This is a genomic window from uncultured Methanospirillum sp. (genome assembly GCF_963668415.2).
Taxonomy (GTDB): Archaea; Halobacteriota; Methanomicrobia; order Methanomicrobiales; family Methanospirillaceae; genus Methanospirillum.
In genome coordinates this window covers 1,178,859-1,192,767 of record NZ_CAXXDL010000001.1, presented here as the reverse complement: position 1 = coordinate 1,192,767, position 13,909 = coordinate 1,178,859, and the positions used below count along the sequence as shown (strand labels likewise).

The 13,909-nt window shown below is 48.1% G+C and carries 9 protein-coding genes and 1 rRNA gene; 5 read left to right on the top strand and 5 right to left on the bottom strand.

The window, feature by feature from the left end:
- Positions 1 to 914 precede the first annotated feature (914 nt).
- Positions 915 to 2,717, bottom strand: coding sequence for a S8 family serine peptidase (locus ACHZA2_RS05415; RefSeq protein WP_319578856.1), 1,803 nt, complete (start codon positions 2,715 to 2,717; stop codon positions 915 to 917).
- Positions 2,718 to 3,214: 497 nt separating this feature from the next.
- Here ACHZA2_RS05415 and ACHZA2_RS05410 point away from each other — a divergent pair, with 497 nt between their 5' ends.
- Complete coding sequence (locus tag ACHZA2_RS05410) at positions 3,215 to 3,415, top strand: hypothetical protein (RefSeq protein ID WP_319539795.1); 201 nt, start codon at positions 3,215 to 3,217, stop codon at positions 3,413 to 3,415.
- A 42-nt stretch (positions 3,416 to 3,457) separates the two neighbouring features.
- Here ACHZA2_RS05410 and cofE read toward each other — a convergent pair whose 3' ends face one another.
- From cofE to glyA, 4 genes are read right to left on the bottom strand one after another with little or no spacing between them, the layout of a single operon-like run.
- Positions 3,458 to 4,237 carry a coenzyme F420-0:L-glutamate ligase gene (cofE, locus tag ACHZA2_RS05405; RefSeq protein ID WP_319578855.1) on the bottom strand — a complete coding sequence of 260 codons (780 nt, stop codon included), beginning with the start codon at positions 4,235 to 4,237 and terminating at the stop codon, positions 3,458 to 3,460.
- A 2-nt stretch (positions 4,238 to 4,239) separates the two neighbouring features.
- Positions 4,240 to 5,046 carry a dihydropteroate synthase gene (folP, locus tag ACHZA2_RS05400; RefSeq protein ID WP_319578854.1) on the bottom strand — a complete coding sequence of 269 codons (807 nt, stop codon included), beginning with the start codon at positions 5,044 to 5,046 and terminating at the stop codon, positions 4,240 to 4,242.
- Positions 5,028 to 5,867: a bifunctional methylenetetrahydrofolate dehydrogenase/methenyltetrahydrofolate cyclohydrolase FolD gene (gene folD / locus ACHZA2_RS05395; RefSeq protein ID WP_319578853.1), complete on the bottom strand. Its 840-nt coding sequence runs from the start codon at positions 5,865 to 5,867 to the stop codon at positions 5,028 to 5,030. Before folD ends, folP begins: the two co-directional genes overlap by 19 nt.
- Entirely contained in the window at positions 5,864 to 7,108 is a 1,245-nt protein-coding gene (glyA, locus tag ACHZA2_RS05390) for a serine hydroxymethyltransferase (protein WP_319578852.1), read from the bottom strand. The genes folD and glyA overlap by 4 nt, the downstream gene beginning before the upstream one ends.
- Before the next feature lie 233 nt (positions 7,109 to 7,341).
- On the opposite strand from glyA, the gene ACHZA2_RS05385 reads away from it, so the two are divergent.
- From ACHZA2_RS05385 to ACHZA2_RS05370, 4 genes are all read left to right on the top strand, one after another.
- Positions 7,342 to 7,791, top strand: coding sequence for a hypothetical protein (locus tag ACHZA2_RS05385; protein ID WP_319578851.1), 450 nt, complete (start codon positions 7,342 to 7,344; stop codon positions 7,789 to 7,791).
- Positions 7,792 to 7,800: 9 nt separating this feature from the next.
- Positions 7,801 to 11,250 (top strand): chromosome segregation protein SMC, encoded by a 3,450-nt coding sequence (gene smc / locus ACHZA2_RS05380; protein ID WP_319578850.1) that lies wholly within the window; start codon positions 7,801 to 7,803, stop codon positions 11,248 to 11,250.
- The gene (locus ACHZA2_RS05375) at positions 11,243 to 11,953 is read left to right on the top strand and encodes a ScpA family protein (RefSeq protein ID WP_319578849.1); all 711 of its coding nucleotides are present in this window, start codon (positions 11,243 to 11,245) and stop codon (positions 11,951 to 11,953) included. Before smc ends, ACHZA2_RS05375 begins: the two co-directional genes overlap by 8 nt.
- Before the next feature lie 464 nt (positions 11,954 to 12,417).
- A 16S ribosomal RNA gene (locus ACHZA2_RS05370) occupies positions 12,418 to 13,884 on the top strand.
- Positions 13,885 to 13,909 lie beyond the last annotated feature (25 nt).

The window sequence follows — 13,909 nt, the reverse complement described above, 5'->3', positions numbered from 1 at the left end:
CTGAATCCCTGATATCTGCGTGATGTATTTTTCTTTCACTGATGGGATTTCCACTGGTCAATTTTTTAAACCTAATTTCTTACATTAGGCATTCTATTCTCAAAGGATTCAGATGATTGTTCTCTCTTTATCTTTCTCCAATTATTGCTTTATTTCAACATTCGTTAGAATTTGTAGAAATTTTACTTTGGCTGTGAGATGGAGTTTTTCGGGTTTGATCATTTAAATTGTGGAATTCATCTTGAAAAACCTAATAATATCAAAATGAGTTACTTTTTAAAAATTGGCTGTTGTTCAGAATATTCGTGAGGTATCATCTCATTATACATGATATGGATTGTGGATATTGGATCTTCATCGGCCTGTACTCTGGGCGCGGCACAAAGAGTTTAATAACCCCTTTTTTTCTACTGGAATCTCCAATATTGTATCTTCTATTTGTATGCGTGCCTCGAAATTTGGTGTTTCTTCCTGATGGTTTCACTCCTCTGTTCAGTTCATCATACAAATCTCCAATTGATCAGCATTTCATTGTGTAATTTGTCATAAATTAGGCAATGTTTCAGGCAATCTGGACACCTGTAGACCTGCTGTTAATGGTTAATTCCTCAATCTTCTTGTGGTAGATGATTGTGATCCTCCTCTGTAACCCATGAATCGGTGTGATTACCTATTGAATGGGCTTTTATCTAAAATTTGAAACGGTTGCCATTCTGTTGATTAAATGGCTAGTTGTCAACTAATAATTCCTGAAGAATAGGAATTGGTGACAACAAGTGTCATCAAATTTCTTAACCGACTATTGAACTTATTTTGGCTCACTTCTGGGTTGGTTAGTACCAGTTCTGAAGTAATCCAATCTGGAACCTTGAGTTTGAAAAAAAGATGAGTTCGGTTCCTCGTTGTATCAAAAACTAGTATGCTGTGATGTACCTGCTCTTATATGCGGTACTCATCTTTCCTGACCGGCTGATGGTAAGCCGCACGGAATACACACCTTTCTTCGTAAAGGTATAAATTGGGTTTTTCTGGTACGAGTATCCCCCGTCACCAAAATTCCATGCCCATGTGGATGGCTGACCGATAGAGGTATCGATGAACTGAGTTCTCAAGGGGACTCTTCCACTTACCGGTGATGCAATGAATGAGGCTGTCAGAACACCCGGCTGCGGAGTTGGCGTGGGCGTGACGGTTGGTGTCGGTGAGACCGATCCTACGGCAGCCGCTGCATTAAGTCTTCCTCCTGTTGCAACCTTTCCGGATAATGAACTGAGTCTGTCAACGGTGTTTAGGATCCTATCCCTTATCTGATTCTTTGTCATTGAGGGATTTGCTGCTTTCAGAAGGCCAGCTACCCCGGAAACGTAGGGAGTTGCCATGGACGTTCCTGAAAGATACTGATACTGGCCGTTTTTATACGTACTTCTGATGTTCACTCCTGGCGCTGCAAGGTCGACTGATGAGGTACCGTAGTTTGAGAAACCTGCGAGGTTGTCTTTGTTGTCCGTTGCTGCAACTGATATGATGTTACTGCTGCTCAGTGCTGCCGGGTACTGTGGATATTGGTCCGAGTTTTGCCCGCTGTTTCCTGCAGCACATACCACTACGGCAGAAGATGCATCAATTGCATCTTTAAGGGCCTGAGTATACTGAGTTCCTCCCCAGGAATTCGAGATGACCTGTGCACCCATCCGGTTGGCGTACAGGATTGCTGATATCGCATCTGATACCCGTCCGTTTCCTGAAGCATTCAGGAATTTGAGTGGCATAATCCTGGCGTTCCAGCACACTCCTGTAATTCCAAGGTTGTTGTTACCTACAGCAGCGATGTTTCCGGCACAATGGGTCCCATGGCCATGATCATCCATCGGATTATTGTTGGATGATGCGAAGTTCCATCCCCTGACGTCATCCACGTACCCGTTCCTGTCATCATCGATCCCGTTGTTTGGTATCTCCCCGGAGTTCTTCCAGATGTTTGCTGCCAGATCTGAGTGGGTATAATCAACCCCGGTATCAACCACAGCAATAATCACTGAAGAGGATCCGGTTGTGGTTCCCCATGCATCTGCTGCCTTGATATCGGCCCCGGATTTTCCATAAAATGGCGCCTGACCTGTGTTCTTCAGACCCCACTGAAGTGGGAAGTCAGGATCATTTGGTGTCCTCATGGAAGCCAGTTCAAGACTCTCCACCCTTGCTGATACCTTGTCTGCCTGCTCTGGTGGTAGTGATACCAGATAATCAGGCTCTGCATAGAGAACGTTCGGGTTTGAGGTGTACTCCTGGATAGCCTTTGCTACCGGAACACCCTTGACCTGTACAACCTGCATCCCAGGAATGCCAGCCTCAGAGTAGTCAGTCATCACCGATGCACCGACTTCAGCATTTGTTGTAGACATCACAGAGGGCAATGCTGACATAGTGCTCATCGTGTCGGTTTTGTATCTCACGATCACACGTTCTGGTGCGTACTCTGCAGAAACCTGAAGTGATGGTGTGGATTTTATCTGCACTGAGTTCTGTCCGGTGGCAGTCACTCCTGAAGAAACTGAAGTATTGATTAGGTTCTGAGCATCTGATATTTCCTCAAGAGGAGAATTATTCTCCAGAATATCAGATGTTTCCAGGTTCTCTTTACCTGCCAGAGCACTTTGACTCACAATTGCGAGTATAAAGAGTGTCCAGCACATCGCTGAAAAAATTCTATAATTCATTCCCATCATCCCGCTTACTCAAATCCTGATCCTCTATTAACTTTATAGTACCTAGAAGTTTCTCATACCCTGATACCTCTGCATAAATCCTCAAACATCTGGTACTAGCAACAATTTCATATGAAATGAGCTTTCGGCACCTTTTTTCCAGGTTTCATGGATTTGGGACTGAATTATGGTTCTGGATCTGGTGGTATCATGATCGCTGAAATTGAAATACCGGTAGGACTACATCAATATAACAGATCCGGGATCCGGGTTTAGGGAGCTATCCGTCTATGGGTGAAATACTCTGCCCGAAATGCAATTCGAAAGATACTGAATTTGACGATCTTGTTACTACTGATAGCGGCAGCATGATTGCAAAATGCAGTTGTAATGCGTGTAAGCACAAATGGGATGCCCCATTTGGTCTCTAACTCCTTTGACGCTGGTGTGCCACATATTTCTGGGTGGTTCAGGGATCCCTTCTGATCAAAAACAAATTGAGGACAAAGATGGACGAAGATAACTGGTGTAAATCGAAGTCATGTAGTATCGGCACAATTCTGTTAGCAATACTGATTCTAGCATGGGGTATCGTATGGCTCGGTAATGATAGCGGGTGGTGGAACATCCAGTTTCCGTTCTGGCCGGTGCTGGTAATCCTGATCGCTCTTGGCATTCTGCTTCATGAAGTTCGCAAGAGTTTCAGGTGAAAAAAAGATACAGTTTTTCTGGTTGTATGAGTTATCTGGTGTTTAAGGAGACCTTCGTTGAGCATTTTTTGAGATGATCCCCATGAACAGGCACTCATCAGCTGCTATCTGCTCAACACCCTCAAAATTTCCTACCGGTATATCAAGACCTCTTACCAACACCGCCGGTATTCCCTCATCTGCTTCACCCATTAAAAGTTCAGCTGCTGATGCAATATTGTCCGCGATTGCTCTTCTGGTAACCTTGAGTTCTCTGCCAAAGAGATCTTTTTTCCCCCGTTCATCAAGAACAGATGGAATTCCGGAGCATCCTATTGCAACTCCGCTGCATCCGTAGCGCATCGGGTGAGTTCTGCTGTCGATGACGAGAACTGCTACAGAGACATCTTTCAACCGGAAGATCTCTTCCCTGATCTTCCTTGCACTCTGATTTGGATCTGCAGGAAGAAGAGATACCATTCCATCCGGAGCATTTGATCCGTCAACGCCGGCATTAGGAAGAAGGTTACCCTTTGATGTGCAGAGAAGAAATCCCGGAATGCCCCCGACTATCTCATCAGACTCTCTGAGTACGATCTCAGCAAGCCTGGGATCCAGTTCATACTGAGCAGCCAGTTCCTCTGCTTCTTGTGAGGGATTTTCCTGATCAAGAGACACAAGCCTTCCTTCTGCAGTTGCAAGTGCAGACTCGGCGATCACCAGAATATCGCCATCAGCCAGGGTCAGTTCCAGTTTGGCCATTCCTGACAAGAGCAAAGGTAGGATATCTTCACCGTGATGAATGAGTCCGGTTTTTATTCCAAAAAGGCTATATGAGGGCATTCTTATGCCATCCTTAGTGCTGACAACACTTCTATGAGATCTTTTGTCTCTGGTATGTCATGAGTCCGGATCATAGCAGCACCTGAAAGGACCAGATGAGAAGTTATTGCCAGGGTTGCAGAAAGGCGGTCTTCGGGCCCTTGTCCTATCACTGAACCGAGAAAGGACTTTCTTGAAACTGCTGCAAGAAACGGACGATTGAGTTGTGAGAGCTCTTGAAACCGCCTGCAGAGTTCAAAATCAGCATCAGGAGTTCTCTCAGGGATCCATCTCCCAACGCCAGGGTCCAGAATAAATTCACTTATCCCGGCAGTGAGGGCCCGATCACTGACTGCCTGGAGTGAGTGAAATGTATCCTGGAAGTTTAGACAGTCGCCTGGTGTCTGATTTGTTGCCATCAGGATTCCCGGCACTTTCTCCTCTGCCATGATTTGTGCCATCCCGGGATTAATGAGTCCTGAAATGTCGTTTACCACATGGACGTCATGATCGAGTGCTGCATCCAGAACATCAGGATGCATGGTATCAACACTCACCGTGATTCCTGATCCATCGAGAGTTTTTAACGCTGAGATGAGCCTTTCCTTCTCTTCATTTACTGTGATAATTCTGCTACCTGGGGCAGTACTTCGTGCTCCGATATCGATAAGATCTGCACCCTGGGTAACCATCTCCTCTGCTGTAATCCGGATCTTCTCATCAGGTACATACGAACCGGAAAAAAAAGATTCAGGGCTGATGTTTATTATGCCCATCAGTACGGGTCTGCTGCCATCGACCCGTATTTTATTTATTGTGCAGGTCTGCATCGCGAGAGGGCTGCTTCCAGGGTATTCTCCATCAAAGAGACGATGGTCATCGGCCCGACTCCTCCCGGTACCGGTGTTATCGCCCCAGCGACTGAACTGACTGCCTGGAAGTCAACATCTCCACACAGTTTACCATTTACATGGTTAGTTCCTACATCGATCACAGTTGCTCCGGGTTTCACCATATCAGCAGTGACCATGGTTGGTCTTCCAGCAGCACTAACGAGAATGTCAGCCTGTCTGGTAATCGCTGCGAGATCCCTGGTTTTACTATGGCAGATCGTGACAGTAGCATCAGCCAGCATAAGGAGAAGTGCCATTGGCCTTCCAACATCCACACTCCTCCCGATGACCACAGCATGGGCACCCGATGTCTGAACCCCGTACTCGTTCAGGATAGTCATGATCCCTTTGGGGGTGCATGATCTCGGCCCTGGTAATCCGCCGACAAGTTTTCCCATGTTCTGGGGATGATATCCATCGACATCCTTCTCAGGATATACCGCGTTTATCACCTGGGGGGTGTCGATCTGGGATGGTAAGGGTAGTTGCACAAGAATTCCATCAATCTCCGGATCTTCATTAAGCATCTTCAGACGGTCAAGGACTTCGCTGGTGGTTGCTCCTTCTGGGAGTTCCACATTTACCGACCTGATTCCCACCTGGTCACATGCCCGGTGTTTCATCCGTACATACATAGCCGACGCAGGGTCATCGCCCACGAGAACGGTGGCGAGCGTAGGGGTAACTCCACGCTCCGATATCTCCTTTTTCAGGAGTTCAAGCCTGCGATCCGCGAGTCCTTTTCCGTCAAGTATCATACAAGGTCCGGATATAATGGGAATTTACTGGCCATTTCCTTTACTTCATCACAGGTCTTTGCCTGAAGTGCCTCGTTCTTGATATCCTTTATCACTGCAGCAATCCAGTCTCCAATCTGCCTCATATCCTCTTCCTTCATCCCCCTGCTGGTTACTGCAGGAGTTCCTATCCGCAGACCACTGGTGACGAACGGACTTTTGGTCTCGTTTGGAATGGTATTCTTATTTACCGTAATGCCTGCGCAGCCGAGTGCTTTTTCCGCCTCCAGGCCGGTGAGCCCGAAGTTGGTCAGATCAAGAAGGCAGAGGTGGTTATCGGTGCCGCCTGATACCAGTCTTACCCCATGGCCTTTCAATGTCTCGCCAAGGATCCGGGAGTTTTTCACAACCTGCTCGGCATATTTTTTGAACTCCTTTGTGGATGCTTCCTTAAAACAGACCGCCTTTGCTGCGATGATGTGCATAAGTGGACCGCCCTGCATTCCCGGGAACACTGCTTTGTCAAGAGGCTGTGCCCATTCCTTGTCACAAAGAACAAATCCTCCACGTGGGCCTCGGAGGGTTTTGTGTGTGGTTGAGGTGGTAAATGTTGTCTTCCCAACCGGACTTGGATGAATGCCTGTTGCACAGAGACCTGCAATGTGAGCAATATCTGCAACACAGTATGCATCGACATCATTTGCGATCTCGGCAAATGCCTTGAAATCAATCTCCCGTGGGTAGGCACTGGCTCCACAAACGATCATTTTAGGCTTGATCTTTTTTGCCATCTCGGCGATGACACCGTAGTCCATCCTTTCGGTATTTAAGTCAACACCATACTGATGGGCTTCATAGATTATGCCGGAAAAATTCACTGGAGATCCATGTGAGAGATGGCCACCCTGAGAGAGGTTCATTGAAAGAATTTTGTCCCCGGGTTTAATAGCACTAAAGTATACTGCCATATTGGCCTGAGAGCCTGAATGGGGCTGCACATTTGCGTGTTCTGCACCAAAGAGGGAGCAGACACGATCCCGTGCCAGGTTTTCTGCCTGATCATGAAACTCACAACCACCGTAATATCGTTTTCCAGGATATCCTTCAGCATATTTATTGGTCAGGATCGATCCCATGGCTTCGAGAACTGCCTGGCTGACAAGGTTCTCTGAAGCGATAAGTTCGAGTCCGTTAATCTGACGGGATTTCTCTTTTTCGATGATCTCTGCAATTTCTGGATCGATCTTTTCCAGATAGGCCATGTGCATACAAATACTCTCTAAGAGGGTAATATGGTTTCGAGGTGTTGTTCCTGATTTTTTTTATCCGATCTCTGATCTAATAAGTTCCCTTGTGGTCAGGGTTCTGAAAATCATCAAAACACATGGAATGGTGCACTAAAATTCGCTCATTGTGCATGCTAATATATATGTATTATGCGAATATTGGTACATATTCTGGGATTTGGTCAAAAGAACGATGGAGGTAGGAAGATATGAGTGATGATGGGTATGAGAACTCTTCACCGGAAGACAGAACCGAACGGTTAGAACGGCGTGTGTCAGAACTGGAAGCACTCCTCAAAGGTCTTACTGATGAGATGCTGGATATGAAAGCTGTTGTCATGAAACTGAAGAAGGATCAACGTCCTGCACCGGTTATTCAGGCAGTGACACCTCCTGCACCATCCCGTAATAAAACACCACGATCAGAGGATGAAGGTTCCCGCGAATCTGTGGTATCAAGCACTCCATCACAGCCTCCCCGTGAGAAAGTTACTCTGAAGATGCAGCCCGATGGAACTTTGGCACCAGTTCGTGATACTGGTGATGACATCATCATTGCGTCAGCCCGTGATGCCAGAAACCGGGGAAAGGATGGGGGCGATCGGAACCGGAGCGATCTCATCATTGCTGACGATGTGGATCTGACCGAGCAGAAATAACGAAACTTGGTGCCCGGCTTGTATATCACTCATCTCGAGACTGATAACTTTAAGTCGTTTGGCAGAAAGACCAAAATCCCATTTTTTCCAGGTTTTACTGTAATTTCCGGGCCTAATGGCTCGGGAAAAAGTAACATCATCGATAGCATTCTTTTTGTTCTTGCCTTGTCCACATCACGTTCTCTCCGGGCTGAACGCCTGACCGATCTGATCAACCTTAATTCAGGGAGAAATACTGCTGAAGTCGAACTGACCTTCTCTGATGGGACTGTCATTAAAAGGCGGATAAAGCGGACTGACAGTACGTATTACAATTATCTGTACCTGAACGGCCGTCCATGTAGACAGGGAGATCTTCTGGAGTTCCTGGCTCAACGGGGCATTATCCCCCATGGCTACAATGTCGTCATGCAGGGTGATATCAACCGGATCATCGAGATGAGTGATCTGGAGCGGAGAAAGATCATCGATGAGATAGCAGGGGTGGCGGAGTTTGATCAGAAGAAAGCCCTTGCATTTGAGGAGCTTGACCGGGTAAGGAGTAATATCCAGGAACAGGATGCCCACCTGGAAGAACTAACAATACGGCTGTCCCATCTGGAAAAACAACGTGTCCAGGCCCTCAAATATCGTTCCCTGCAAGATCGACTCAAGTATCTGACGAGCTGCCGTTCCGCTGCCCGCTTAACTGCAAAACAAAAAGAACGCGGAACAATTCAGGACAGCACCCATGAGGAAGAAAAGGCTCTGTCCCAGGCCGATGCGGATATTTCATGGACAACTCATGAGCGTGATTTTGTAAAGAGTGAGATCGCTGGTGTAGATCAGGAGATAAGTGCGAAGACCGGGAGCGAATATATGACTCTCATCTCCCGCATTGCTGAAGCAAAGGCTGCCATAGAAGGGTTTAAGCGTGATATTGAACGTCAGCAGCGGGAAAAAGATGAGAATGACAAACGCCTCGGTTCGATCTATGGTGAGACGAAGCGACAGGATGAGCGTCTCGTCCAGAAAAACAACGAAATCCGTGATCTGACAATCGATCGGACCAACCTTGCCATGACTCTTGCATCTGCGAAGAGTGAATCCGGCCGTATCGGGAAAGAGATAGAGAAACAGACTGCTGAACATGAGCAGGATGAGCAGGCATTGCAACTTCTCCGAAAGAACATGATCTCCAAGAAGGATCAGCGTAGTGACCTTCTCCGTGAACAGGATATCATGATCGAGCGTTCCCGGATGAGAAGTGCTGAAGAGGATCGTCTCCGATCCAGAGTTGCCCTTCTCCAACGTGATCTTGTATCCGGCAAGGAGACCGAAGAGGAAGCCGCAAAGAATCTTCAAGCGCTGGAGTCTGAAAAGCGTGAGTATGATCGCAGGGTGGGTCTCCTTGATACAAATCTCTATTCGAAACGGGATGCGCAGGAGCGTTTGAGAAAAGAGATTCGTGATCTGAAGATCGAGATCAATCGCAAAGAAGCCCAGCAGCAGGCACAGGGACGGTACGGAAAAGCGATAGAAGCTGTTCTTGCAATGGATGGGGTATACGGAACCATTGCGAGTCTTGCCCGTTGTAAGCCGGAGTATTCAACAGCTCTTAATACTGCCGCAGGAGCAAGGCTCCACTTTGTGGTGGTTGAAGACGACCATATCGCATCTGAAGCCATCCAGTACCTGAAGGACAATAATCTGGGAAGAGTTACTTTCCTTCCGCTTAATAAGCTCAGGCCCAAACCGCTTCCTGAACCCCCCCATGGCTCTGAAATTATCGGGTTCGCTACAGATCTCCTTGATTATGATCCCCGGTTTGATCCTGCATTCAGGGTCGTTTTCGCTGGGACAGTCGTGATAGACTCTCTTGATCACGCTAGGAAACGAATCGGCTCTTTCAGGATGGTCACTCTGGACGGATCTCTCCTGGAGAAAAGCGGGAGTATGACTGGTGGAAGCATCCGAAAAGAGGCAGGAGGGTTTGGTAGTTCTTTTGAAGATGAACTCCGCCGGTTATATACTGATCTTACGAAGATGAGCGATGAAGAGGCTGGTCTCAATGAGGCTCTTACGGTATCATCTGCTGAACGCGATGAGGTTCAGAAGAGAAGGATGGATCTGGAAGGGCTTGTTGCCAGGTCCCGTGCCGGGGTGGATGTCGCTATCAGATCCAGGACTACTATGGAGGAGGAGATCAGGAGTCTTGAAGATCAGATTGCAGTGGCCATCGCATCGGCGCCTGGAGGACCTGAGGTTCTTGCAGTTCTTGAAGGGAAAATTCAGATAATCAGTCAGGAAATTTCGGCAATGCAGGGAGATATCGATGAGATTACCTCCCGTTTAGAAGGGACAGGAGTACCTGCCCTGTTTGAGCAGATGGATCAGGCATCCCGTCAGGTTGAGGAGGTTGAACGCCGCCTCCGAAATAAAGAGAATGATATTGCTGAAGCCCAGCGTGAGCGTGGTTATATCGAACGGACCATCGCAGAGCAGAAGCAGCAGATGGATCAGATCAGGGAGCAGAGTCAACGATATGATGCCGGGATGCTTGATTGTCGCTCCTCTATATCAGGAAAGGAACAGGAGATAAAAGAGACCGAGACAACTCTCTCCCGGTTTTCACGTGATATCGAGGATCTCCAGGTAAAGAGAAATGCTCTTGTCAGCCAGATGGATGACTTTGAAGGGAAAATCAGAGATCTCACCGGAAAGCGTGAACGCATTGTTGTTAAGATTGAGAGTCTTGTCCAAAAAAGAAACGAGTTATCTGAAGAGATCGCCTCTCTGATCGAAGAAGCGGCCGGAGTGACTACTGACATGGCCCTTGAAGCGATCGAGGAGGAGATGGGCTGTGTCGCTCTTGAACTTGATCGAATCGGCGATGTGAACATGAGGGCCATCGAGGAGTATGATCAGGTCAATGCTGTTGCCACTGAACGAAAAGAGCGCCTTGAAGTGCTGGGTAAAGAGCTTGAAGAGATTATTGCACGCATAGAGATCTTTTCAAAGAAGAAATTTGAAGCATTTAATCTGGCATTTTCAGAGATTGCCAGGAACTTCAGGGAGATATTTGCAAGACTGACGGTTGGGAGTGGTGAGCTCAAACTGGAGAATGAAGAAGATCCCTTTGCCGGGGGCTTATCCTTTGCGGTCCAGCCCCGGGATAAAAAAGTGCATCATCTGGCTGCACTTTCGGGTGGAGAGAAGTCACTTACTACACTTGCGTTTATATTCTCGATCCAGAAGTATATTCCTGCCCCGTTTTACGCCTTTGACGAGGTCGATATGAATCTTGACGGTGCAAATGTGGAACGGATTGCAGATCTGATAAAAGAACTCTCTCAGAATTCTCAGTTTATCAACATCTCCCTTCGCAAACCGATGATAGATTGTGCAGACCGGATCATTGGAGTGACAATACGACCTGATAAGTCAACTCTGGTGACCGGAGTCTCCATACATGATTGAAGATCCAGTTGAGATTCTGGTGCAGATGGCAGAACGGGGGGAGATAGATCCCTGGCATGTAAATATTATCGAGGTTACTGACCGGTTTTTTACCGAGATGGAACGGCAGCGAACCCTGGATTTGCGGGTTTCAGGCAGGACTCTCTTCTATGCTGCAACTCTTCTCAGGATAAAGTCTGATTATCTTTCGTTTGAGGAAGAGGATCCTGTACCAGAAGATATTGGTGAGAATGATGAGGAAGATGGGGGGTTCTTTGGTGAGTCCTCAAGGATGTCGGGAAATCCGATACTATCACTGGAGCATGAGATAGTCAGGCGATTGGATCGGAAAAGCATGCGTAAGCAGCCGATCACCTTGTATGATCTGATTGCACTGCTTCGGAACGCAGAAAAAGAAGATCGTCGACGCCAGCGTGATTCATGGGCTAGGGATGATGGCTGGTTTGCAGAGGATATTGTATCTATCGCACATGAGGAGGGATATCATGAGAGTATTGATGATGTCCTTCTGCAATGTTGCGGATGTATAGAAGATCAGGGGGTTGCAACTCTCCGTGAGGTAGCTGGCAAACTGGGCTGGCCTGTCTCACAAGTGTATATTCCACTTCTGTTTTTGATGCATGATGGCAAGGTAGGCCTTCGGCAGGAGCAGATGTTCGGCGAGTTGTACATCGAAAAACATGTGGGCGATCCTGCGGCTTGAGAGAAGATGAGTTGCCTTGAGTGGACCGTCATGCTGCGCTCATCTGACGTGGTTGAGATCTTCGCTTAAGAAAATAAAAAATTTAATGATTCTATTTTTAAAAAAAATTGATTTATACAAGATTTCATCATGTTTGTCCGGAGTTGAATGCGACATCAGATCGCACACATTTCGCGAATGAAATCAGTGCGCATGGGTAACGCTTATATGCGCCGGAGTGTAAGTAGTAAATCCCACTCGCGTTAAAGTGAGTGTGAAACGGCTCAAACGTTGTTGTTTGGGGGTTAATGCCTGCAAAGGTATATAAGCCTTCGAACACAACGTTAGAGGCCGTTTAGATGGGAGCCCGAACTGTGAACAGCGATGTTGCAACGGGTTCGACATAGGAATACTGATGGTGTGGACATCTGTCCGCACCCGCCAATAGTCCGAGCAAGTGTGCGTTGCGAAAAGTAACCAAACAAATTCTGGTTGATCCTGCCAGAGGCCACTGCTATCGGGGTTTGACTAAGCCATGCGAGTCGAGAGGTGCAAGACCTCGGCGAACTGCTCAGTAACACGTGGACAATCTGCCCTGAAGAAGAGAATAATCCCGGGAAACTGGGGGTAATGCTCTATAGTCCGGGCGAACTGGAATGTTCTCCGGATGAAAGATCCGTCGCTTCAGGATGAGTCTGCGGCCGATTAGGTAGTTGTTGGGGTAAAAGCCCAACAAGCCTGTAATCGGTACGGGTTGTGGGAGCAAGAGCCCGGAGATGGATTCTGAGACACGAATCCAGGCCCTACGGGGCGCAGCAGGCGCGAAAACTTTACAATGCGGGCAACCGTGATAAGGAAACCCCGAGTGCCACCACAGGGTGGCTGTCCACCAGTGTAAACAACTGGTGAAGAAAGGGCCGGGCAAGACCGGTGCCAGCCGCCGCGGTAATACCGGCGGCTCGAGTGGTGGCCGCTTTTACTGGGCTTAAAGGGTCCGTAGCTGGATCTGTGTGTCCCTTGAGAAATCCATCGGCTTAACTGATGGGCGTTCAGGGGAAACTGCAGTTCTAGGGACCGGGAGAGGTGAGAGGTACTGCCGGGGTAGGAGTGAAATCCTGTAATCCCGGTGGGACGACCTATGGCGAAGGCATCTCACCAGAACGGCTCCGACAGTGAGGGACGAAAGCTGGGGGAGCAAACCGGATTAGATACCCGGGTAGTCCCAGCTGTAAACGATGCGCATTAGGTGTGTCAGTGACCACGTGTCACTGAGGTGCCGAAGGGAAACCGTGAAATGCGCCGCCTGGGGAGTACGGTCGCAAGGCTGAAACTTAAAGGAATTGGCGGGGGAGCACCACAACGGGTGGAGCCTGCGGTTTAATCGGACTCAACGCCGGAAATCTCACCGGATAAGACAGCTGAATGATAGTCGGGATGAAGACTCTACTTGACTAGCTGAGAGGAGGTGCATGGCCGTCGTCAGTTCGTACTGTGAAGCATCCTGTTTAGTCAGGCAACGAGCGAGACCCACGCCAACAATTGCCAGCTTGACCTTCGGGTCGATGGGGACATCGTTGGGACCGCCTCTGCTAAAGGGGAGGAAGGAATGGGCAACGGTAGGTCAGCATGCCCCGAATTATCCGGGCTACACGCGGGCTACAATGGTTGGGACAATGGGTTCCGACACCGAAAGGTGAAGGCAATCTCCTAAACCCAGTCTAAGTTCGGATTGCGGGTTGTAACTCACCCGCATGAAGCTGGAATCCGTAGTAATCGCGTTTCACCATAGCGCGGTGAATATGTCCCTGCTCCTTGCACACACCGCCCGTCAAACCACCCGAGTGAGGTCTTGATGAGGCGACGCCAAATGGCGCTGTCGAATCTGGGTTTCGCAAGGGGGGTTAAGTCGTAACAAGGTAGCCGTAGGGGAATCTGCGGCTGGATCACCTCCTAACGATTTATAAGCGGTATTATTGC